Origin of the sequence: Chitinophaga sp. (assembly GCF_019236475.1) — a bacterium.
In the GTDB taxonomy this organism is placed as follows: Bacteria; Bacteroidota; Bacteroidia; order Chitinophagales; family Chitinophagaceae; genus Chitinophaga.
Map to the genome: position 1 here is coordinate 183,402 of NZ_JAFAIX010000009.1, position 24,331 is coordinate 207,732.

At 39.9% G+C, this 24,331-nt stretch carries 19 protein-coding genes; 8 read left to right on the plus strand and 11 right to left on the minus strand.

The genetic code is table 11. From position 1 onward, the window contains the following. Positions 1-4 precede the first annotated feature (4 nt). Positions 5-1,372 carry a sigma-54 dependent transcriptional regulator gene (locus JO154_RS12015; RefSeq protein ID WP_291945713.1) on the plus strand — a complete coding sequence of 456 codons (1,368 nt, stop codon included), beginning with the start codon at positions 5-7 and terminating at the stop codon, positions 1,370-1,372. A gap of 30 nt (positions 1,373-1,402) precedes the next feature. Here JO154_RS12015 and JO154_RS12020 read toward each other — a convergent pair whose 3' ends face one another. After that, complete coding sequence (locus JO154_RS12020) at positions 1,403-3,016, minus strand: sigma 54-interacting transcriptional regulator (protein ID WP_291945714.1); 1,614 nt, start codon at positions 3,014-3,016, stop codon at positions 1,403-1,405. Between the two features lie 247 nt (positions 3,017-3,263). Between JO154_RS12020 and JO154_RS12025 the strand changes: the two genes are divergently transcribed. After that, positions 3,264-3,869 carry a Crp/Fnr family transcriptional regulator gene (locus tag JO154_RS12025; RefSeq protein ID WP_291945715.1) on the plus strand — a complete coding sequence of 202 codons (606 nt, stop codon included), beginning with the start codon at positions 3,264-3,266 and terminating at the stop codon, positions 3,867-3,869. Positions 3,870-3,936: 67 nt separating this feature from the next. Here the strand turns inward: JO154_RS12025 and JO154_RS12030 are convergent, their stop codons facing one another. The 3 genes from JO154_RS12030 to JO154_RS12040 all read right to left on the minus strand — a co-directional run bounded on the left by JO154_RS12030 (position 3,937) and on the right by JO154_RS12040 (position 6,596). Then, a complete protein-coding gene (locus JO154_RS12030; protein WP_291945717.1) occupies positions 3,937-4,758 on the minus strand; it encodes an alpha/beta hydrolase in 822 nt (273 codons plus the stop codon). Positions 4,759-5,002: 244 nt separating this feature from the next. Next, on the minus strand, positions 5,003-5,959 hold the full coding sequence (locus JO154_RS12035; RefSeq protein ID WP_291945719.1) for an amidohydrolase family protein: 957 nt from the start codon (positions 5,957-5,959) through the stop codon (positions 5,003-5,005). Between the two features lie 67 nt (positions 5,960-6,026). Next, positions 6,027-6,596: a Crp/Fnr family transcriptional regulator gene (locus JO154_RS12040; RefSeq protein ID WP_291945721.1), complete on the minus strand. Its 570-nt coding sequence runs from the start codon at positions 6,594-6,596 to the stop codon at positions 6,027-6,029. A gap of 183 nt (positions 6,597-6,779) precedes the next feature. Between JO154_RS12040 and JO154_RS12045 the strand changes: the two genes are divergently transcribed. After that, positions 6,780-7,124 carry a hypothetical protein gene (locus JO154_RS12045; RefSeq protein WP_291945723.1) on the plus strand — a complete coding sequence of 115 codons (345 nt, stop codon included), beginning with the start codon at positions 6,780-6,782 and terminating at the stop codon, positions 7,122-7,124. A 293-nt stretch (positions 7,125-7,417) separates the two neighbouring features. On the opposite strand, the gene JO154_RS12050 is transcribed toward JO154_RS12045, so the two are convergent. From JO154_RS12050 to JO154_RS12060, 3 genes are all read right to left on the minus strand, one after another. Next, positions 7,418-8,365, minus strand: a complete 948-nt coding sequence (locus JO154_RS12050) for a hypothetical protein (protein WP_291945725.1) — start codon at positions 8,363-8,365, stop codon at positions 7,418-7,420. Positions 8,366-8,409: 44 nt separating this feature from the next. Further along, positions 8,410-9,957, minus strand: coding sequence for a hypothetical protein (locus JO154_RS12055; protein ID WP_291945727.1), 1,548 nt, complete (start codon positions 9,955-9,957; stop codon positions 8,410-8,412). Positions 9,958-10,062: 105 nt separating this feature from the next. Then, positions 10,063-10,272 (minus strand): hypothetical protein, encoded by a 210-nt coding sequence (locus tag JO154_RS12060; protein WP_291945728.1) that lies wholly within the window; start codon positions 10,270-10,272, stop codon positions 10,063-10,065. 316 nt (positions 10,273-10,588) lie between these two features. Here JO154_RS12060 and JO154_RS12065 point away from each other — a divergent pair, with 316 nt between their 5' ends. From JO154_RS12065 to JO154_RS12085, 5 genes are all read left to right on the plus strand, one after another. Continuing rightward, positions 10,589-11,113 (plus strand): hypothetical protein, encoded by a 525-nt coding sequence (locus tag JO154_RS12065; RefSeq protein ID WP_291945731.1) that lies wholly within the window; start codon positions 10,589-10,591, stop codon positions 11,111-11,113. Positions 11,114-11,130: 17 nt separating this feature from the next. Beyond that, positions 11,131-12,096 carry a hypothetical protein gene (locus tag JO154_RS12070; protein ID WP_291945732.1) on the plus strand — a complete coding sequence of 322 codons (966 nt, stop codon included), beginning with the start codon at positions 11,131-11,133 and terminating at the stop codon, positions 12,094-12,096. An 825-nt stretch (positions 12,097-12,921) separates the two neighbouring features. After that, positions 12,922-16,074: a SusC/RagA family TonB-linked outer membrane protein gene (locus JO154_RS12075; protein WP_291945734.1), complete on the plus strand. Its 3,153-nt coding sequence runs from the start codon at positions 12,922-12,924 to the stop codon at positions 16,072-16,074. A gap of 30 nt (positions 16,075-16,104) precedes the next feature. Continuing rightward, complete coding sequence (locus JO154_RS12080) at positions 16,105-17,670, plus strand: SusD/RagB family nutrient-binding outer membrane lipoprotein (protein WP_291945736.1); 1,566 nt, start codon at positions 16,105-16,107, stop codon at positions 17,668-17,670. 20 nt (positions 17,671-17,690) lie between these two features. Continuing rightward, the gene (locus tag JO154_RS12085) at positions 17,691-18,686 is read left to right on the plus strand and encodes a DUF1735 domain-containing protein (protein ID WP_291945738.1); all 996 of its coding nucleotides are present in this window, start codon (positions 17,691-17,693) and stop codon (positions 18,684-18,686) included. A gap of 214 nt (positions 18,687-18,900) precedes the next feature. Here JO154_RS12085 and JO154_RS12090 read toward each other — a convergent pair whose 3' ends face one another. From JO154_RS12090 to JO154_RS12105, 4 genes are all read right to left on the minus strand, one after another. Then, complete coding sequence (locus JO154_RS12090) at positions 18,901-20,664, minus strand: right-handed parallel beta-helix repeat-containing protein (protein ID WP_291945740.1); 1,764 nt, start codon at positions 20,662-20,664, stop codon at positions 18,901-18,903. A gap of 273 nt (positions 20,665-20,937) precedes the next feature. Beyond that, positions 20,938-22,080, minus strand: coding sequence for an epoxide hydrolase family protein (locus JO154_RS12095; protein WP_291945742.1), 1,143 nt, complete (start codon positions 22,078-22,080; stop codon positions 20,938-20,940). 71 nt (positions 22,081-22,151) lie between these two features. Further along, a complete protein-coding gene (locus JO154_RS12100; RefSeq protein WP_366935584.1) occupies positions 22,152-22,994 on the minus strand; it encodes a helix-turn-helix domain-containing protein in 843 nt (280 codons plus the stop codon). Between the two features lie 741 nt (positions 22,995-23,735). Then, positions 23,736-24,044: an RNA-binding protein gene (locus JO154_RS12105; protein WP_291945746.1), complete on the minus strand. Its 309-nt coding sequence runs from the start codon at positions 24,042-24,044 to the stop codon at positions 23,736-23,738. Between the last annotated feature and the right edge of the window lie 287 nt (positions 24,045-24,331).

Sequence of the window (24,331 nt, forward strand, 5' to 3'; positions counted from 1 at the left end):
AGGAATGAACGCCAAGGAAAAGATATTGATCGTAGAAGATGAATTCATCGTAGGCAATGACCTGAGAATGATGTTGGTCAAGGGAGGTTACGAGGTTTGTGGTATTGCATCTTCTGTAGAACAAGCCAGAACACTGATTGAACAAAAAAAGCCAGACTGGGTATTGCTGGATATCATCCTCAAAACACCCATCACTGGTATTGAACTCGCAAAGGAATTGTTACAGCGGAAAATTCCATTTCTGTACATCTCCGCCAATACCAACCAGCCCACTTTGGAAGCTGCCAAAGCCACACAGCCCTACGGATTTCTGGTAAAGCCTTTCCGGGAAAGGGACCTGTTTGTTATGCTTGATATTGCCCGCTACCGACATGGTGTGGAGACAGGTATAATAAAACAGGAAGCAAGGACCAGCCACGAGGAAATAACACTTGATCCTGATATCATCGGAAATAGCGGCCCTATCAAGAAAGCGTTGGATCAGGTGAGGGCGGTTGCTCCCACAAACACTTCGGTACTACTGCTTGGGGAAAGTGGCACTGGAAAGGAACGTTTTGCCCGTGCCATCCATAAAAACTCCTTGAGGAAAAATAAACCATTTATTACAGTTAACTGTGCAGCCTTGCCTGTTTCACTGGTGGAGTCAGAGCTATTTGGTCATGAACGTGGCGCCTTTACTGGCGCTGTGCAGAAACGCACTGGGAAATTTGAGCAAGCAGATGGTGGTACCCTTTTCCTAGATGAGATTGGCGAACTACCACTGGAAGCACAGGTGAAACTACTTCGTGCATTGCAAGAACGGGAAATAGAAAAATTGGGTGGTGATCGACTGATAAAGGTAGATGTTCGAGTGATTGTGGCGACTAACAGAAACCTGGAAAAAGAAGTAGCCGACGGAAGATTCAGGCTAGATCTTTATTACCGACTGAATGTATTCCCTATCGAACTGCCACCACTGCGTGAGCACAAGGAAGATATTGAATTACTAGCCTTTCATTTTCTGAAAAAACTCTCCAGTAATTCCGATAGGAAAATATTACGTATAAGCAAACCGACTTTGAAAGCGCTACAGCAGTATGATTGGCCCGGTAATATCAGGGAATTAGAACACCTGATAGAACGACAATTTATCCTTGCGAATGGTGAGGAGATCGAATCAACAGAAATTTCAGGTCTGCCAACAGGACTTATAACCGCTGAAACGAAGCTGGAATCAATGGAGGACATGGAAAGAGCCCATATTCTGAAAGTTCTGAAGGCATGTAATGGCCGTGTGTCTGGCAAGATGGGTGCAGCGGAAGTGCTTAAAATACCGGCCCAGACGTTGTATTCAAAGATGAAAAAACTGGGAATAAAAACTATCTATTCCTAATCAAGGCTGCTGGATAATTATAAGGAGGTCCTATTTGGTTTCCTTTTGTAAGTCGATGTAATGTTCCTTCCGGATATCCAGTTTTTGCATTTTTGATATAAGGGTAGTTGAAGGTAGTTGTAATTTAGCTGCAGCACCATTTGGGCCGGAGATTCTACCATTTGATAACTGTACCATTTTTAGAATATGCTCCCGTTCCACATCCGCCAGAGAACGCACCTGCACGGCTGTTTCCTGTTGTCCATACAATATTTTATTTTTGGTAGGCAGGTTGATCATTGTAATCGTATTGGTGGTAGAAAGCAGCACCGTCCGCTCGATCAGATGTTCTAGCTCCCTGATATTGCCTGGCCAGGAATAGTTCATTAATTTCTCCAATGCTTTTGGCGCAATACCAGTTACTTTTCTGCCAGTGTTAGTAGCATATTTTTCAATAAAGAAAGAAACAAGTTCCGGTATATCTTCCTTGCGTTCCCTTAACGAGGGCAGTGCGATAGGAAATACGTTTAATCGGTAGTAAAGATCACTGCGGAATCGGCCGGCAACTACCTCTGCTGCCAGGTTTTTGTTGGTGGCTGCAATGATGCGCACATTGACTTTGATTACAGTTTTACCACCGATTCTTTCGATCTCTTTTTCCTGCAGTGCTCTCAATAATTTAGCTTGCATTTCCAGCGGAAGTTCCCCAATCTCGTCCAGAAATAAAGTACTGTTATCTGCGAGTTCAAATTTTCCGACCCTTTTCTCTAATGCTCCTGTAAAACTCCCTTTCTCATGTCCAAACAGCTCACTTTCTACCAGATTAGCAGGAATAGCGGCACAATTTACTTTGATCATAAGTTTGTCTTGACGCGGAGAGGACTCATGCAACTGTCGTGCAATCAACTCTTTTCCCGTTCCTGTTTCTCCAAGAATCAGTACGGTCGCATCGGAGGGAGCAACTTTAGCAACCATATCATACACGTTCCGCATAGCGGTTGAACTGCCAATAGCCTTGCCTGTTAGCTGTTTATCCTTTTCCCATTCTTCTTTCAGATAACGGTTCTCCTGTTCCAGCTCTGTTTTATACTTTCTGATTTCTTCCAGTTGTAAGGCTATTTTTTCATTGGCAAGAATATTGGATATTCCTGTACCTAATTGATCTGCGATTCCTTTGAAAAAACTAAACTGGCTTTTTGAGAATGCTCCGGCTCTCCGCGCAAAGAGAGATAGCACTCCTTTGGGCTCCTTACCATTACAAATCCTGATCAGCATTATCTCTTTTACCCCGGAATTATACCAGTGTATGATATAGGTAGGGAGGTCCTTTCGCCGTATAAGGCTTTGCATATCGAATATCAATGGTTCTTCGGTACCTATGACCAGGTCGAAAATCCCGTTATTCATGGGGTGTTGTTGGTGAACCACGGGGCTTTCTCCTGTAATTGATTTTATCTTATTTTCTTCTGTATGCAGGAATGGAGAATAGGTGGAGGTATCTTCATTGATCAGGCTAATCACATAATAATTGGCGCCAAAACCTTCCAGTAATTGTTCATTTATGATCCCCCAAAGGTCGGAGCGCTGTCTGGCACCGGCTATTGCATTGGAAATACCTAATAGGGTTTCAAAATCATTTTTATTGCTGGAAATAACTGTGTCCATTCTGTTTGTTAAAAAGTTGGCGAGAGATAGGCATCTGAGAGAATATTAAGTCTGCCCATGTCGTCGCAATAATACAAAAAAACGTTCATAAAATTACGATATATCGTAAAAATGTGTCTAGTTGTTAATGGTGTATATAATTGATATTCAATTATATACATACAGGTATGAGGTTTGGCGATGCTGCCTCGCTGCCATTCGGGAGAAGGGGAGCAGCGCCGAACCTAACAACCTATCTTTAAAAACAATGTTTGAGCAGATCGACAAATTTGTAGACCGTATTATTTCTCTGACGCCGGCAGAGCGTCAAATATTTCATGCCATGCTAAAATTCAAGCGGGTTAGAAAACGTACCTACCTGTTGCAGGAGGGAGAGATATGCAATTTTGAAGCATATATCCTCAAAGGGTGTATTCGTACCTATTATCTGAGTGATGATGGTACGGAGGTGATACCTTCTTTTTCGATAGAAGACACTTGGGTAAGTGACGCATGCAGTTTTACAGCACAAACACCTTCTAACCTGTTTATTGAATCGCTGGAAGATTGTGAGTTGTTGGTGATTGATTATGAAAGTAAAGTTGCGTTATATGAAAAAATACCACAGTTTGAGACATTGTTCAGTATGTTGATACAGCAATCCTACTTTGCGCTGCAAAAGCGTTTTTATAGTCTCGTTTCACAAACTGCAGAGCAAAGATACCTGGCCTTCGTTGAAAAATATCCTCAGGTGGTCCAACGTGTACCACAGAAGCAGATAGCACGCTACCTCGGAGTATCACCTCAATTTTTGAGTAAGGTTAGAAGTGCGATACACAAAAAGAAAGGGTTCAGCCCCATATCTGGTTATTGATGTATATTGGTTAAGAGTGACCCGAAAAGATTCCGGACCACTCTTAACCGATTTTTTGCCCTACGCTTTATTCTTTGATAAAAGCTAGGAGGTCTGCATTGATAGTGGTTGCTTCTGTAGTTGGCATGCCGTGTGGAAAACCAGGGTAGGAAATCAATCTACCATTCTTTAAGAGCTTGGCTGCCTTTTCCGCAGTAGTAGCTATGGGTACAATCTGATCATCTTCGCCATGCATAACCAGTACAGGTATTTCAACACTTTTAAGATCTGTTGTAAAATCTGTTTCTGAAAATGCCTTAATACAATCATAGTGTGCTTTGATCGCTCCCATCATGCCCTGGCGCCACCAGTTGTCCATAATACCCTGAGATTTTTTGGCGCCTTCACGATTATAGCCATAGAATGGAATGGTAAAGTCCTGAAAAAATTGCTGTCTATTGGTGGCTGTATTAGCACGTATATTATCAAATACAGACATGGGAACACCGTCAGGATTATTTTCATTCTGAACCATAATCGGTGTAACTGCGCCGCTAAGCACTGCTTTGGCTACACGTCCTTGTCCGTGTTTCGCAACATAACGAATCACTTCCCCGCCTCCGGTTGAATGGCCAATGTGGATAGCATCTTTTAAGTCAAGCGCTTTAACCAATTCTGCAACGTCTGACGCATAGGTATCCATATCATGTCCGATGGCGGTCTGGCTGGACCTTCCATGGCCTCTGCGGTCGAATGCAATGACTCTGAAACCTTGGTTCAGAAAGAATATCATTTGGGCATCCCAATCATCACTTGAAAGCGGCCATCCATGATGGAAAACTAATGGTTGACCTGTTCCCCAATCTTTGTAATAAATTTCAGTACCATCTTTTACTGTAATCTTGTTCATCTTTTTGAGTTTGATTATATTGAATAATGATCTTGAACATCCATTTTGTGGAATGGATCTGTGTCAATCAAGCCAGCTTGAGGCACGCTCCTTGCCTCTGCACTTACGGCTCTTAATTATTCAACAAAACTCCGCCTTTAGAGATCTATTGACAATAACCTATATTAAGATTAAGGATGAATCTAGATTAATATTTTTATTTCCCATAGCTAAAGTAGGGGACCTACCATATGCTGATATTTTTTTATGGATGCAAGCCTAGTAATCTCTCCGCATTTCCACTTGCGATTTTCGCTACCTCTTCCGGTGGCAGCGGAATGCTTTCCAGCAGTTGTTTTCCTGCTTCGTTTGTGCTGAAAGGATAATCTATGGAGAACATAATATTATCGATGCCAAAAGTGCTCAATGCGGCCATTAGTGGAGGTAACAAAAAAATCCCACTGGTAGTGATGTGTACCTGATCGCGGAGGGTTTGACTGATGGAGCGTTGGTGGGCGCTAGTGTTGGTCACCTTGAATTTTTCATCTAGTCGCGACATCATCATGGGGATCATTTCTCCCATATGTCCAATGATGATCTTTAAACGAGGATATCGGTCCAATGTGCCGAAAGTAATCAAACGTAACACGTGTAAGGCTGTTTCGGCATGCCATCCCCAACCGCCGCATGCCAGCATGATACCTAATGGCCCTGGTAGGTCGTTGTAATATGCTTTGGCTACTGCTTCGGGTGGCATGCCAGGATGCAAGTAAAGCGGCATTTGTAATTGTTCCGCTTTTTCCAGTAGCGGTCTGAATTCCGGATGGTCCAGGAATTTACCATTTGTGAGCCCGTTGATGAGGGCGCCACAGCAATGGTGTTCCGTTTTTGTTCTTTCTAACTCGTTTGCTGCTGCTTGTGGATCGGACATCGGTAAATGTGCGAATGCCTTAAATCGGGTAGGGTGTGCGGCAATACGTGCAGCAAGGATATCATTATACCTGACAGCAAAGTGCAGGGCTTCCTGGGGAGCTAAACTTTCGGCCCCTCTACCCACAACCGACAATACTTGCATATCAATACCGTTATCGTCCATTGATTTTAAGCGAACATCGTCGATGTCAGCTAGTAGCTCCATTGCTTGCTGTGGCATGGGCCACTGCTGTATTTCATGGGCAAACTCAGGTAAGGCAATATGTTCTTCTAATGTAATTATACGCATAGCTGATTGGATTGAGCTACAAAAGTCCAGCTATCCAATCTGTATTTTATTGATCCTGATCAAGAAATCAAATGTCTGATTTTATTCTGCTGAGTGCTTCTTGGGTAATATTGAGATAATTGGCTACCAATTTATTCGGTAATCGGAGCACCATTTGGGGATTTTCCCTCAGTAGTAATTGATAGCGTTCGCGGGGATTTAGCGTGATAAAATCTTCCAGTCTCTTGGTATTGCTTACATAGGCATATTCAAGAAAACCGCGGTAAAATATATCCCATCCAGGAATGGTGTTCAGTAAGTCATAAAAATCCTCGCGGTTTATATATAGCAGCTCCGATCGCTCGATGGCCTGTGTATCTTCTTTGAGCAGGGTACCACCGATAAATGACGTTAGTGAAGTAGAAAAGGAGTTTTCGAAAGCAAACCGGCGAGTAGCCTCTCTTCCGTCAGGTTTTATGAAGTACACCCGCAAGCATCCTTTGTTAATAAAAAACATACGCCTGGACGGTTCTCCAGCTCTTCCCACCAGCTCATTCTTTTTTGCTTCCAAGAGATGAAAACAGGAAAGCACCTGCTGCAAATCGGCTTCACTTAATTGAACCCTGTCTGTAATAAATTTAGTCAGTTGTTCATGCATAGGCATCTATTAGAGTAGCAATAATAAACAAAAGATAGGAGGAACATGCATATGGCTTATTTCAGTGTAAAATTGTATTATTTTCAGAAAAATTTTACCTTGAAATATCTAGTCATTTTTGTTAACTAACATACCCGTTGATAGTGAAAAAAATTCCTCCTATTGTGCTCTTAAATACTAAAAATGAGAAAGAAAAAAAACATCCGTAGAAAGTTGGTTACTAAGCATGTCATAGACATCTCAAGTTTTAAAAAAGAAGATTTTTCAGCTACGATTGAGGCGTTAAAGCGAGATGCAGCAGCTACTGGAGTAAGACTGACAGATAAGGATATCGCCGAAAAAATTGGACTTGTTACAGCAGCATTTGACACATACATGGCCAATAATGACAAGGCTCCGGAGGAAATTTTTGATGTTCTACGCGGAGCCTACCCAGACATCCTGAAATACAAAGTTTATAAAATCGAGACATTTGATAGCCATCCTGATCCATATACCGAGATGGAACCGGAAGACTTAGAAGATTAAACATGCCAGGGATAGGTGCTAACTATACATGGACCATCGTCTAATAGATCTGTATGGAAGTTATGTTTTTTGATATCCTTGGAAAGAAAATCAGGCTGTAATAAGGAATCTTTAATGGCAGCATTAAAAATTAGTATAGTCTACCTGGGAGCCATTGAAGGAATGAAATATTTTCTTGGTATCTCTTTATTTAAGATAGTCAAATGGTTTTTGGATGGTATCATTTAATGGTAGATTATTGCCAATAGGATGGCATATTAACGCAATACACTACCTGCAACTATAGGAAAATTTCAGATAAGGTTATTTGAAAAGATGGAATTAAATTTAAATACAAGCTCTGCATCTGTTGTAATACTTTTATAAAATTTTGCAGCATTTATTTGAATATCTACTATGTTAAGATGTTCGCACCTTGTTAGGTTTTCATAAGCATATTGATCGGCCAAAAGCATTTTATTCAATAAAAATTCACTATCGAGAGACTTTAGTCTGATTGTTCTTGTATAACAGTCACAGTCAATTATATCATTTTGGTAAAGAAAACTGAATAATAAAAACGGTACTGCTCCATATCCATCTTTTAGGGTTGTGCGGCTTTGCAATTCAACTCCAAATCGTAAGAGAATGTTATATATAAATATTGAAATTGACGATTGGGAAGAAAGATTATTTGCTGCGAAGCCAAATGAATGTAAATCTGCCCTGAATTCCTCAGTAAATACCAGTGGCCAAGCAATTTTTCCATTCACTTTGAAATAGCCATATTTATATTTTGACCTAATAGCGTATCCGATAAAGTGACCCGCTTCATGACAAAAATACTCATTGATAATGATGGATTTCAGATCTTTTGCCAATGAAATCAATTTATCAGCTTGATCTCCAAAGATAGCCCGAATAAATTTGGTTCTTTCTCCCCAAAGTATCATTGACTTGTTTACATCTACAAAGTCAAAATCCATAATATCACTGTTCGGTGAAGGAACAAAAAACTGTTTTTTAATTAGAATATCAGGTTCGGTAAGAAAGAGTCCTGATCTGAAACTAACATCCGCGCCAACAAGTGTAACTAATTCTTCTCCTTGCCACCAGGGGTGATTTTTTAAAGAAGCATTTACATCGTTAGAGGTAAGTAAATTTTCTCCATTAATCCATTTGCCTTTTATTTCAGATGGGATCATCTTCTTTTTACTCTGAATGCGATACAAGCCGTTAAAATGAAAAATATCATTCAGCATGTTAAATTTTTTTATTTACATCAAATGTTTAGCATGCAAAATTATTATCCCAAAAAGCAGATTGGTTTTTCGTAGCAGTCGTATTGATCTTTTGAATTAATGAATTCATTACACTGAATGATGGCATTACAACAAAGGTCTATTTCTGCAAACGTTAATGTAATTGTAGAAAGATAATTTTTGATTGCTTTAATTCCTTTTTCGGTTATGGGTAACACAGGTTTTGAATCGCTGCTTGCCAATGCTTCGTGCGTGCATTCAGTTAGATGAAATAGGAGAAACGCAAATATCCGGGGCTTATACGATAGTGAGTTAATGAAATTTGTTAAGGCTGTAATCCATAATGAATGGTCATTTGTAAAACATTCAGGAAAATATTCCGGCTTTTCGGCCAATTTTCCAAAGAGGATAACTTCTTCATGCCTATCAGCATAACTTAGGGCTCTGAAGAAAGAAATGACAAGTTGTGAGTGTAGATAGATAGCGTCTTCTTCGGAACAAGTAAATAAATCGGAAACGCCTCTAATTTTATTGAAGCTACAATCACATAGATTATGATAGAGTTTTATGGGAGATGTATCAGTAATTGATCTTTCTGATTCAATTTGATATTGTGCCAATAGGGAATTGGAAAGAGGGTTTAGTAAGCCATTCCTGACAGGTTTTCTGAGCATAAGTGTAAGAGATGGAACATCTTCTTTTAATATTTCGTCTAACGAACTTATTAGAAATCTAAAGGATCTATTTGCTTCTCTAATAGATTTGAAGAATTGCTCTTTTGTAATTTTGGAGTCCGATTCTAGTAATTGGCCTAACTCTGCCGCGTGATCATGGTCTAGGTCAAGCGACATATGTTGAATCCATGAATCAAACATACCTTCAATTTCATAGTTCTTTTCAACTTCCTTATAAAACTTAACCGCTTCGTCATGAAATTTAATACTTGATTCCTGAAAATAGGAGATAAGTACATTTGCCATCCAATCATACTCGACAGTCCTGGTAGCTTGCTGTTCGAATGCCAGGCTGGAGGGTAAAGGAACATAGGACTTTATATCTTCATCATCGACGTTAAGGTTCTTGTGTCGAACAAAGTAGAATGCTTCACAATGCCAATATTCTTCCAAACAATTTTGTTTAAAAAACAAACGTAACTTCTCACTAGGCATCCCTATGGCTGCTCTGGCATCAGTCATTCCCGCCGCCTTAGATGTATGGTAGTTGTGGATTAACCATCCTAGTAAACCATTTCTAGAGAGCTCCCCTGTCCTTAGTTTTTTCCATAAAGTATGTGAATAATATTCAGAGTACCATTCACTTACCAACACATTATATATTTGTCTGCATTCGCTTAAACTATAATCCTCTTTTTCTTCAAAAGCAAGAAATCCGGCGTTGTTCATAAACGCCATAACTTCCGCCAATTGCTTTGTATAGTTAGTAATGTGCGATTTTCTTGATTCCACTAACTCCTTAAATTCCGGATTATCATTAACCCAGTTTATCGGAAGCTCTAACTTAAAAGTTGGATTTATTAGCTGAACAATGACAGCATCCATATTAATCTTAACATTGTCTCTAAGTTTGTTCATGGAAGATCGCTTGTAGGTAGAAATAGGAAAACCTAAATGCTAGGCACTAACATTCAATTTCGCCGATGTGGCAAAGCAGTCAAGTTTAAAACTATTGTTAGTTATTTATCTAACAATAACAGATGCAGCATGGTAATTAATCGTCACTTTAGATCCTTTGGGCATTTCTAAAAGATCTAGTAATGCGTGTATTTTTTCAGGAGAATTTTGTAAATCGTAAGAGACTCCTTCGATTTTTAAAGCGGCATTTTTTCCTTTTTCGCCACTTTCAATGTTTAATTCGAAATTCTTTGTGTGCTTTTCGGGGGTAGCCATAAGTTTGAGTTTTTTTGGAGTAAAACAAATTTGAGGTAAAACGAATATACCCAATTTATTCAATAATTACAATTCTAATGCTCGAAAAAAGTGCATTAATGGATAAAGGTGCTGTTAAATCGGGCAATTTTGACTTGGATAAGTCATTGGCTTATTGTATTTTAGTAATATTACCTGATTTTGGTTACTGGGTCAACAAGTTGGTTCCAGATAAGTGCCCTTAGCTTTCCCCAAATAAAATAATAATCATGATATCTCTATAAGTACTTCCTTTTTCCGTACACAATCATTACTCAATTCTAACCCCCTTTTCCTTATGAAAAAGAGAACCAATCGCTACATGGCGCGATTAAAGAATACAAGAGCAAGTATAATGGGCTTGTCGTTACAGAATGTATCAAAAGTAGATCCATCGCAATACACTTGGCAGGATGGAAAGATTGTTGATTTACTTTCGGAAAATGAGTCGAAACCTATACTGTTGCAAGACGACCTGGAAGGTGGTCTGGTGGGATATGGTTTAAAGGAACCCTTTTTGAAAGTCGATATAGCTGATGCTCCATCAACGGGTCTCGAAAAAACTTTGCCATTGGAAGTAAGGGTGAAGTGGCGTATAATTGGTGCTGGTATGCTTGTTGGGTTTACTCCTGATACATTGAACAATGAATTAGAGTTGGTGAATGATCTTCAATTTAGTGAAAAAGAATATGCTGATCTATGTAGCGACTTATCAATGTTTGTGCTTGAAATTAAGCCCGATGAAGTGCTTAGTTGTAGTGATGTTTCCGATTGTGAGAAGGTTAAAGATGTAGTTGATCTAATAAAAAAGACAATCAAATAATTGCAAAATTTTGCAGTATGTACTTATGTAAGTTTATTCTTGCACTATTATGCATTTGCTTTCTGCTAACGGCATCTGCTCAGGAAATGTCTTCAAATAGGAAGAAAAAAAATCAATACTCTTCAAAGCTGAGCATTCGAAATGCTTTTGAAGAGCAAAGCGATAAAGCAGAACCGTCAAAAGCTTCTTTTTCTCTGCCTGATACTGGGAAAAAATCATTTTTGATTGATCTTGGTATTTCTTATGATATGTATTGGATGGGACTTAATCAGAAAAACAAAATTAATGACAAGAAACTCAGCCCTTTTGTAGTTTTTAGTCGAAATACTTTGATCTCAAAAGAACAATATAGTTATCGTACGGGATTGGCTGGTGAATATGCTGTTGGCAGCCGTAACTCGGAACCACAGAACGGAGATATTTACAGATCAATTCATTATCTGAATGCAACGGTTCAGTATCAACGAAATAAAATAGATACAACTCATTCCTTTATAACGACTATTTATTGGAGTTATGCAAAGGGGAATCAAACTAATGCGGAAAGAAATATGTTCATCAACTATTACAAGAGAATTAGGGGTAGCTATTTTTTTTATTACATTGGACCTAGTGCAGGGGTAGAGTTTCAGGATATTTTTCAGGCAAAGGACACTACTATCGGCGCGCAGCTGCGGCTATATAGCAACATTGATGGAAGAATTGCGTTTAGGTGGGCAAAGAAGGGGAGGCGCGAAAAGATAAAATCCTATAGTTATCCAAAGTTGTTTGAAATAACGGCCAACTACATTCCAAGGTATACCCTTTTTAATGGATGGAAAAACGCGGAAATCTATAATCCATTATTCAAAACTTCGTTGGTTTATTATCCAACTTTTAATCAAGATTTCTCCATCGCATTGTCCTACTCAAATGGCGCAGACCCGATAGGTGGGCTGGAAAAGCAGAGGTTCTGGCTGTTTGCGGTTCAGTTTAAAAAATAATTCGGAAGTTTTCATCTCCCTTGAGTTCCTCAAGATCAGTATTAGCAATTTTTCATTTCTTATGACGTGTAACCTGTTTGTGTTATAATTGATATCAGCAAAAAAGAAAGGTTCTTACTTAGAATTAACCGTTCATAAAAAAAATATTATAATTTTATCTTGCTATTCTATGGTACAATTCATATATTTGTTTTGAACAAGGAAAATGCAATTATACGTTTTGTTTATGAGCCGACAACTGTTTCTATTTGTATAAAACTGTTTCACTTGTATTTAATATTAACGTGCACTCAACCAAAATCAAAAGGCAATATGATCTGATTCCATTATGCCATGGTCAGTTATCATAGGTCTGTAAAACTGATTACTGTAATACTTTTATAAGCCAAACTAAAGATTTGACCTTCTATGGGTGTAAAATCTGCAATGTCAGGTTTTATATCAATACTTGCAATAACTACAGCAAGTATTATATTCTATTTTCCAATGATAAAATAAGTATGATTTTCCCAGATAGCATGAGCATCTGATTTCAAAATAAAATCTAATTCTTAAAACCAAAATCTAACTAATCGATGGGCAAACACATTCCATGCGGTCGCGCACGACCGTACCTTTTTCTAGTTATTAATTAAATGAGCAAAAAAACGATTTAGCAATCATTACGCAAGTAATGATAAGGGTTGCTATTTGCCGTAACAATTCATTTAAAACAACCAAAATCTTAAACATGCGCAATAAGGCTTTGTTGCGCTAACGGGTATTCTTTGCCTTTACCCAATGCCTTATGTGGAACACATCTCCAAACTAAAAACAACTGTTCAAATGAAAAAAATTGCATCTCTATGTCTGCTGCTGGTGCTCTTCGGAACGATTGCCTTTGGGCAGCAAACCCGAAGTATTTCCGGGCATATCACAGATGAAGCCGGCGCCCCTATTGGCGCAGCTACCATTTATATCAAAGGTACCACCTCTGGTACAATGACAGACGGAAATGGTCATTTCAAATTAAATGTGAAAAATGGCGCTATTTTAATCATCTCTTCTATAGGCTATAAAAGCAAGGAAATTACTGCCGATGGACAAACAGAATTCTCTATAAAACTCGCTTTTTCTTCTAAATCAATTGACGAAGTAATCGTTACCGCCGGGGGTGTTTCTGCTAAAAGAAAAGAACTTGGTTACGCTAACTCTGTTATCAAAAACGATGCATTGGTTGCCGGTAAAGCTACCAGCATTGCTGGCGGCCTGCAAGGTAAAGTGGCCGGTCTGCAAATCAGCGGTACCGGTGGCGGTGTAAACCCTAACTACCGTTTGATATTGAGAGGTCAACGCTCCTTAACCGGTAACAACCAAGCATTGATCGTACTGGACAACGTAATCGTTACCAGCGATATCCTCGGTAACCTGAACCCTAATGATGTTGAAAACGTAGTGGTACTGAATGGTGCCGGCGCTGCCGCACTATACGGTTCCCAGGCTTCTAACGGTGCTGTAATCGTTACTACTAAAAAAGGTAAGAAAGGTATGACCAGCGTTAATGTAGGTCATACTACCACATTTGAACAAGTAGCATTCTTCCCTAAAATCCAGAAGAAATTTGGTGCTGGCGGTACTGCTTATGGCACTGATGCAAACGGTAATCCTCCTTTTTCTTATCTCGAAAACCAATCCTACGGACCTGCATTTGATGGTGTTAAAAGACCGCTGGGACCCGCTTTGGAAGATGGTTCCCAGGATTCTGCCGTTTATGCTTTCAACAATGGCCACAATAAATTTTGGGTAACCGGCATGACCAATCAAACAGATTTTTCTATCTCCAATGGCGATGATAAATCTACGCTTTATTTATCTGGTCAATATCTCAGTGCTTCTGGTACTACTCCCGATGATAAATACAACCGTATTACCCTGCGTGTAAACGGTACAAGAAAAATAGGCAATACCATCAATGTTAGCTATAATACCAGCTATGTATCGAACAAGTATGATGTTACCTCTGCTACTGCATCTATGTATGGCAACATGCTGAACATGCCAAGTAACGTTGACATTACCAAGTATAAAAATTGGCAGACAGATAAATTTGCCAACCCGAACGGGTTCTACAATCCTTGGTACCAGAACCCGTACTTCACTAAGGATAATAACAGATCCAATATGAAAAATGATTACCTCACTGGTAATCTTGAATTGAAATTTACACCGATCGCTGGTCTTGATTTCGTGGCACGCGAAGGTATTATCACCAGAATATATACTAACAAAAATACCCTAGGCGCTTTCAAGTATACTGATTTCGCCAAACATACTGATGGTAGCTCCAAAGCAGATATCGCTGCTGCTGTATCTGACAACAGTAATTACACCACCCTGCTGCTCACTGACCTGTTTGCTCAATACAACAAAAAAGTGGGGCACTTTAATTTCAATGTAATCGGTGGTGGCCAATGGCACCAGGATCAGGCTAAATATGTTGGTGTTTCTGCCAATGGATTAGTGATTCCAAACTTGTTTAACGTAAGTAATGGTGTGGGTACACCGGGAGCTACTGAAAGCAACTACAAAGCCCGTCAGATTGGTGCTTATGGAAGTGTAACCGTTGGTTATAACAACTACCTCTTCCTGCATGTTACTGGCAGAAATGACTGGGTTTCTACGCTGGCTCCAGAAAACCGTTCATTCTTCTACCCATCTGTAAACCTCTCATTCGTTGCTACAGATGCGCTGGATGTATTGAAATACAGCAAAACCATCAGCTACCTGAAACTCAGAGCTGGATGGTCTAAAGTGGGCCAGGTAAATCTTGGTAACAGCTCTAACTACGGCGCTTACCAGCTTACTCCTACCATCAGCGGTAAGGCTTTTGGCTTCCCTTATGGCAGCCTAGCCGGTTACACTGTTGATAACACCTTGATCTCTAATACACTGAAACCTGAGATCACCAAAGGCTATGAAGGTGGTTTTGACTTGAATCTCTTCAACGATCGCTTTACATCCAACTTCACCTATTTTAATACTAAAACTGATAACCAAACTGTAAATACACGCGTATCCTACGCTACCGGTTTTAGCTCTTTAAGAACAAATACGGGTCAAACACAAAGTAAAGGTATTGAAGTAACGGCGCACGTTACGGCCATTAAAACAAATAAATTCACTGCTACTATAGGTGGTAACTACGCCTACCTTGATAACAAAGTAAATTTCATCAGTGCGGCACTGCCTACACTCGCACTGGCTACTTATGGAACAGACGGACCAGGTTCTTATGCACTGCCTGGCCAGGTATTCCCTGTAATTATGGGCTTTGACTATAAGCGCACACCAGATGGTAAAGTTATCGTAGATGGTCAAACCGGCTTACCTACCAAATCTGATACTATTTCTATGTTAGGTAACGCTACACCTAAACATAAACTCAGCTTGGATGGGTTGTTTACTTACAAAAACTTTAGCCTGAGCATTCTCTTTGAATACCGTGGTGGCTACAAAATATACAATGCCATGGGCCCTGAATTGGATTGGTCCGGAACTGGCTACAGAACTGCACTATACAACCGTGAACGTTTTGTATTCCCGAACTCAGTGATCGCGGATCCAAATAACCCTGGCAAATACATTCCTAACACCAACGTAACAGTTAAGAATGGTAATGGTAACAATGGCTTCTGGACAGATGGTATCAATAGAGATGTAACCTCTAACTATGTTACTTCCGGCGACTTCTGGAAATTGAGAGAGATCGCACTTTCTTATAATGTACCAGAATCATTCCTGAAGAAAACAAAGATCCTGAAAGGACTTACCCTGAGTGTACAAGGACGTAACCTGTTCCTCTGGATGGCGAAAGATAATTACTACACCGATCCAGAATACAGTGATGCAGGTAATGATAGCAATGGTATTGGATTAACAGGCTTAGGCCAAACACCACCATCACGTTATTATGGCGCTTCCATATTAGCTAAGTTCTAATCCTGATGATGATCAATTAAAAAAAACATTATGAAAAAGATAAGCTTCTTGTTTTTTATGGGGATGGCGGTACTGACTACCTCCTGTAAAAAATATCTGGATATCAATAACAACCCTAACCAGGGTACTACCGCATATGCTACGCCACAACTTATAATGCCACAAGCATTAACAGGTACGGCTGCCAGCCTGAACACCTACAATAGCTATGGCTCTCAATTAGGGGGATATGCTGCTAATGCAGGTGGATATGGTGGATTTGGACAATCCATCTCCTATAACTTTTCTTCCACCTTCTTTTCTGGCTTGTGGACAGGCCCTTACGATAACCTGGAAGACTACCAAACCATCCTGAATGGCTGCAAAGATGCTACCTATAGCTACTTTGCTGGCGTAAGCAGAATCATGATGGCATATAACTATCAGTTGCTGGTAGATACTTACAATGATATTCCTTATGCAAATGCCTTACAAGGCGCCAACAACCTTACGCCTAAATATACTGCCGCCGCTGATGTATATAAAGATATCGCCAGCCAGATAGACACAGCCATCACGTTAATCAACACCGGCAGTAAAACTCCTGGTGTTATTCCTTTGGGCAATTTGGATGTCATCTTTGGCGGTGATCTGACCAAATGGAAACAGTTTGCCAACACGCTTAAATTAAGGATACTGCTGCGTGGCAACGGGAAAGTAACTTTCGCCAACAGCACTTTCACTGCTGATGGCTTCCTGACCACCAACGCATTAGTTAATCCTGGTTATACAAAAGACAATGGCAAACAAAATCCTAAATGGGATAGCTGGGCTTTTTCGTATACTGGAGGTGATGTAGGTAAATCATGGATGCCTAATACTTTTGTATTCAGCTTTTATAACGGCGTAAAATTATCCGATCCTTACAGAGGTGCTGCTATTTATTACCAGTTCCCTAAAACCGGTATCAACAGGCTGGGCGTAGAAAATAACAACGTACCATCCAGTGTATCAGGTGGTTTCTGGTATCCTGCTGTTAATAGGGCTGGTACTTCAGCAGTAGATACAGTAGGTGTGTTAAAAAGCCCTTCAGCGGGATTCCCTGTGATCACTGCTGCTGAAAGCTATTTTCTGCAGGCAGAAGGCGTTGTGCGTGGCCTAATCCCAGGCAATGCTGCAACATTGTTTAACCAGGGTATTACAGCATCCTTCACCTATCTGTATACCAAAGGTGATGGTACAACCATTGTAGGCAACCCTGCCGGCGATGCAGCCAAATATCTGACAGACAATGCAACCAGCCCACTGGTAAACTTCGCACTGGCTACTACCCTCAACCAGCAAGTAGAAGCGATCATCACACAAAAATACATTGCGCTCAACTTCGTAAACAGCCAGGAAGGATGGAACGAATACAGACGTACGCATTATCCTACTATCAGCAGTGCTGCCGGTGCAGATGGTACCCAAACTTTTGCGTCATCTGTATCTGAAAGCACCCGCCCAGATAAACTGCCTACAAGACTGCTGTATCCAGGATCTGAAGGAGCATACAATACAGCCAATGTACCCAAAAATATCAGTGTGTATTCTTCCCTGATTTTCTGGGCACTGTGATCATCTAAAACTATTATAACATGAAACAATCCAGCATAAAAGCATTACTTTCTTTCGCCATTCTCTTCAGCATGACTTCCTGTCTGAAAAAGAATGATATGATAGGACTAGATACCTCCGCGAGAAGTAATATCATTGAATTTGCCAATACCGGTGATAACGTAGCCACCGCTACTTCCACCTACCCCCGTTTCACCACTGACCTGGGGGCTGTAAAATCCGGTGATACCGTTTCGTTTAATGTGAATGTAAGCTACTCCGGCTCCAACGATGCACCTACCGACATTACCGTGAACCTGGCCTTGGATACGGTGATGCTGAAACAATTCAATGCTGAAAACGGTACTAACTACGTAGCACCTCCTGCTGCTATCTATTCGATGCCACAATCGGTAGTAATAAAGAAAGGTACTCGTAAAACGCAGGTTAAAGTTGGCATCGTCAACAATAACAGCTTTAACTTTAATGTGAACTACGGGTTACCATTAACAATAAGCAGCTCCACTGGCGGTATTATCAGTGCTAACTTTGGTAAAGCCGTATATTCATTTTCTGCACGTAATACCTATGATGGTATCTACATGATGGATGCAACCGCTCCAATGGTGGATGTGCTGAATGCAGGTATTACCGGGTGGTACCCTGTTAAAATGCACCTGATTACCTATTCCGGTAATTCAGTAGCACTTTATGATGGTGTACCAATATATACCAAAACTTATGGCCACCCGATCCAAAGCGGTGGCAGCGGCTCTTACTACGGTAGTTTCAGCCCTGTGTTCTTCTTTGATAAAGCAGGTAATATCACCAGTGTTACCAACTATTACGGACAGAATTCCGGTGGTAACAAACGTTCTGCCGTATTGGACCCTACTGGCATAAACAAAATCACTTTCAAAGCAGATGGTACTGTTGACCATTTTGAAGTGAGCTACATCATGACACAGAGCGTATCTTCACCGGATTTACCAAGAACGTATTTTCATGAGAAATTTACGTATCTGAAATCCAGGTAAGGATCAGTCATGTGGCACTAGTAAGCACAGTATTGACCGCAGTAATAGTTGTAATATTTGACACTCATCGAAAATAAAAAAGCCTGTAAGCTAAACTTACAGGCTTTTTTAGTGCCCAGAACTGGAAAATTATTGAACCAGTTCCTATTGGTAATGAAAAGCTGATACAGCCTACAGTTTAAAAATATGGAGATTGAAAAAGCTATTGAATAAATTATGGCTTTGTTTGAACTGCTGCCTGTATACCCCTGTACTCATTATTTTTGATTTCAAGATTCTTGCACTGGGGGATAAGGATGGGTTTAGAGGCTAGCGTGACATTACCAAATGACGTCATTGTTTTTTCAATAGTATTTTCCAAAAAAGTCAGACCGTCTACACTTTTGGCAGCAAGTACCTGCGGTGAAAATACCTTAAATGTATTATGCTCCACCCTGATATTGCTATGCACGAAATAATTTTTAATGGACGCGTGATTTTCTGGAGCAATATTAATCACATATGGTACCGAAATATTGTATCCACATTCGATAAAGGTATTATTCCTGATCGTTACATCTTTGACTGGTCCGGATTCAAACCAACTCTGAGCGTCATCCGCAATAAGTATAGCATGCATGCCAGTTCGATAAAAAGTATTGTTTTCGATCAATACTTTTCTGCGAGTAGTCACTAACAGGCCTCTGGTATTAGTACCTGCAAAATTACAATTACGGATAGTTAGATCAGGTGTACAGGTAATATTTTCAAGACAATCACCAACTCTTAAGCTATCAGGAGAAACTTTTTCAAATTCGAGCTCCATTTCCCGCTCTGATACTAGTCGTGCCTTTTTGACCTTACCACTTGCATAAACCTGGAGGCTTGTAGCATGTACGAAACTTATTGAATCTCCATTAAAAAATGCTTCCATTCCATAGGTCTGAGGATGCATAAAACGTACCTTCACTTTGGTCGAGGAAAGCAATGCGCTAACCTGCAGATGTGTGCCATGAACATTTATAGGATCATCATGTGCTCCCTTGAAGCGACAATTTTCGATGAGCACGCTGCCAGAACAGCCTGAAAAGTGCATCGCATCAGCAAAGCAGGATATCTGCCTGCCCCGGGATGGCTCAATCCATATGCTGTCGTAATGAAGATTTTTGGAAAACTGGTTTACAATGCCCAATCCATGCATGTAATGAATCTTTACATTGTGCATGAAAACTTGTTCGCACTGGTTCACAAACATACCTACATGATCGCGTATAGGATCTCGAACCGTGAGAACCTCACCTGCAACATAATGCGCTTTTGAAAAATTACCCCGGAACTGTATCGTACCATTCGCCAACAGTTTAGTATCTGCTGATTGTAAGGGTTTAAATGTACTATAGTACAACAGCCCTTCTGTCGGTATAACACCAATTGCATGATAATGCTGCATTGTCCATCCCTCGCCATAAAAAATCAGACGGTTGTCAATGATGGCATATTTCGAATCTGGATGAACAGATGCAATGATAAGTGAATCTGACACTGATTGGAATGTTAGCTCAGACATGGTCGGACGTTCAAAATCAATGGAGATATTCTCCATCGTTATATCCTTGCAATGATCAAATGCAAAGGTGGTCATCTTTCCGTGGAATATCAAGAGAGACCCGTTGCCATCTATCTTCAGGTGTTTCTTTTCTTCAAACAGTAGGCCTATCTTCTTCCGCTTCGACGGACACTCTTCTTCAGAGGAAGTATTCGAAATGAAAAAATTCCTTTCACTGGCCAACTGTGGCCAGAAATCATATCGCCCTTTTGGAAAGAAGAGTATAATGCTATCTTCTCCTCCTATCGCCTCAATTGCGTTTTGAATGAGCGGTGATGCGTCCTCAAAACTATCAGGATGTAATCCATAGCTAGTAACATTGATTATCCGCTGCGCGAAGACATGACCGCAACAAAGCAACAGTAAAGTGGCAAAAAAATAAAAATGTCTCATGTGTATATGTGATATCACAAATTTACCATCATGAGCTCCCCATATTTAATGCTATTTTACCTAATTCCACTTTTTTATTTACTTCAGGAAAGGTGCGTAGCATGGCCATGAGAGTGACATTGAATAGCCTCATAGGAATGTTAAAAGATGTAACCACCCTGAAACCGACAATGGATAATTATTTCGCTAAATATGCTACCCGGAAGATGCTAAGGGAATTAAAAAGCCTTCAAATCTTTCGACTTGAAGGCTTTTTAATTTTCTGGCTGCTAATTAAGATCTACTATAGAAAAAGTCCCTCAGTTCCTTTGCAAATACATCAGGAACGTCCAGTGCTGCGAAATGGCTGCCTTCTTCAACGATATTAAACTGTTGCACATTTACTTTCCTATTGACCCATTCAATAGGAAAAGGGGCCTCTCCAGGGAACAGGGATACACCGGTAGGAACTTCAACTTTCATATCTGATTTAAGCCCCGTAGTCCACGCCGCTTTACTTTCTTCGGTATATGTCCGGATAGAGGTATTGATAGTTTGTGTAACCCAATATATCATGATATTGGTGAGCAACGCATCCTTGCTGAAGTGATCATCAAGATTTTCAGGTTTGCCAGACCAACCATGAAACTTTTCCACGATCCATGAAGCTAATCCTACTGGTGAATCATTTAAGGCATAACCTAACATTTGGGGTTTGGTAGTCTGAACAAGGTTAAAAGCACCTTCAGCAAAAAACCATTGTTGCATATAGCGACCAAACTCCTGCTCCGGTGCTGACATTGTTGCCCAATCTTCCTTTCCGTTTGGATAGCCCACATCCGTTAAATGAATAGCAGAAACCAGAGAAGGATATTGATTTGCCAATGATTTGCTGATGGTTGAACCAATATCTCCCCCGGCGGCAAAAAAAGACTGATATCCTAAAACCTCTGTCATTAGTTTGGCCCATAAACTTGCGGTTTTATCGCTGCTTTGGGGAACACCGTCCGAAAATCCAAAACCTGGTATGGAAGGTATGACAAGATCAAAATCCTGCTCTGCATTACCTCCGTAACTTGCCGGATCAGTAAGCATCGGGATTACTTCATGAAACCTGCAGAAACTATCAGGCCAACCGTGTGTTAAGATCAATGGTTTGGGGTTTTCAGATTTCCCCTTAACATGTATGAAATGAACCGTGATACCATCTATTGTTGTTTTAAACTGGGGTAGCTTATTCAGCGCAACTTCCTGCGCTCTCCAATTATATTTATGTTGCCAATAATCTACCAGTTCACGCAAATAGGTAGGGTTAGTTCCATAATTCCAGCCAGCGTTCTCCGGCTCATCAGTCCAGCGTGTTTGCTGTAATCTTGTTGATAGATCGTTCAATACTTCCTGTGGTACTTCTATTTTGAAAGGTGTGATTCTAGCCATTTTTTTTGTTTTTACAAAGATACCAGCCTGCCTCCTGCCTTCATTGTAAAAAATTTACCTCCCCCCGTAATCTACAAATGATCAGAAGGAGGACGTAAGATTACATCCGCGACCAGGCGATTATCCTCCACTTCAATTTGTGATGATAAATATTGTGTTGGTTTGATACCGGTAAATTGTGAAAACTCCTTGATAAAATGTGCCTGATCAAAATAGTCATACTCATTAACAATAGCCATCCAATCTGCTTTTCCCTTAAAGGCCTGGATATCCCTGATCACATTTTGAAATCTATGGAGCTTTTGTAGGTATTTGGGGGGGAAGCCAGTGTGTTGTTTAATGATCTGTATAACGTGTTTCTGCGAGTAACCGGATTTCTTTATTAGCCAGTCAATCGGTTTATCAATGTTTTTATCAATAAATCTCACCAGAGAATCTTCAAAATGTTGGTCTCCGATATATTGCAGGAAATAGTTTTCAATAAGTCCGAATAGCTGCCGGACATCATTTGCATTGATGAGTTTTTCATATAAATGCTTAAAGGAGTTGCCTAAAAGCAATTCAGCCTCCACACAAACCGGGTGTATTGCTGTTATAGGGATTTTTGTTAGTGCGTAAAAACCACCGGTTGTAAAACGTATGCTAACAATAGATGATGCCGTTTGATTTTGATATAAGATAGCCTGCCTTTGAGTTCCTGATATCCATGCATTTTTCATGGTCAATTTCTCTTTCATAGCAGTATCAAGAAATACAGTATTGATTGTTTTTTCCTGTAGCTCAATGACCAGATTTACACCTTTATCCGGAAGTTCTTTAATAAATGGAATATTGTATGCTGATCCACTAACATACACCATATGTTGAACGTATTCAGACAAAGGAGGGCACGGTATATGTTTATGGAATATCATAGAAGTTACGGATGATCTCTGCTAATAAATTTTACTGTTCCCAATACAAGAAAACGAAAGGGTTAATTCCAATGATTGCTACATTAGCTTTAAATTTGAGCATGAGAATAGTTTCGGCGGATTTTTATCTTGCAAACTGACTGACATTGTAAATATACTTGATTTATCGATTAAAGTTAATAGCAATAAACCACATCAATACCACTGAAGATAACACAGAGCGTTGATAATAATGTAGCAAAAGCAATTGAATTCTTACGACCATAAGCAGGAAGTCCCTTTCCCCAGTGTTATAAATTCGCCATTGGTTATTAAATCATTATTCTTAATCATTTAACTATTCATTCAATGGCAACAACAATTACTTCAAAAAACTTCGAAGTACCAGGTGAAATTTTCCTTACCGTAGCTGGTATAATTTCAAAAGTTACTCTCAAAAGTGAGTGTCAATGTGAGTGTCGTGAATAATGGGAGGAAGCGTGAATTTGAGACTCAACAAAAATAGAAAAAGCCTGTAAGCTAAACTTACAGGCTTTTTCTAGTGCCCCTGGTGGAAGATTATCATACCAAATAGTATTGATATTAAAGCACTTAATCATTTCAATGCACCTGCAATTGTTGCTGCTATTCCTTACATAGAATAGTAAGAACAAAGCTACAAACTACTTAACGTATTCCGCGGCTTTGCTCTTCTGCTTTCTCTACAGATAAAGGATATCTACGTTTTAAAACATCCAACTATTAGTATCTGGGTCTAAATCCAGGTCTTGGGCCGGATCTGGAGAAACGATTATTTTCTGGTCTTTCAGGTTTTGGACGAGCCTCATACACTACTATTGTTTGGCCAGCAACTACTGAATTATTCAATTCCTTAATTGCCTGTACTGCATTGGAATCGTCTGGCATTTCAACAAATGCAAAGCCTTTAGAACGGCCACTGTATTTATCATACGCCACATTAATACTATATACAACTCCAAATGGGTCAAATAAAGACCATATCTCATCTTCAGTTGTTCTGTCACTTAAATTACCTACAAAAATATTCACAAATATAATTTTAATTAAATGTATATACTGCTAAAAAATACGGACTTAGTAAAAAACTAGACACCCAACTACATCAGCAGAAGCCAAATGGGATCTTGTTAAAGGTAGAGCAATAAATTGGGTATTACAGGATTAATTTCTGGGGATATTTTAAGTGCGTAAAAAGTTACGCTTCCTGCAACTCTAACGCTCTGTAAATTAAAAATGGTTGTTGGCGATTACCCAACATTGGAAGATGAGCGCAATAGCAGTGCCATGCCAGCAGATACTGAAGAGGTGATCCGTAT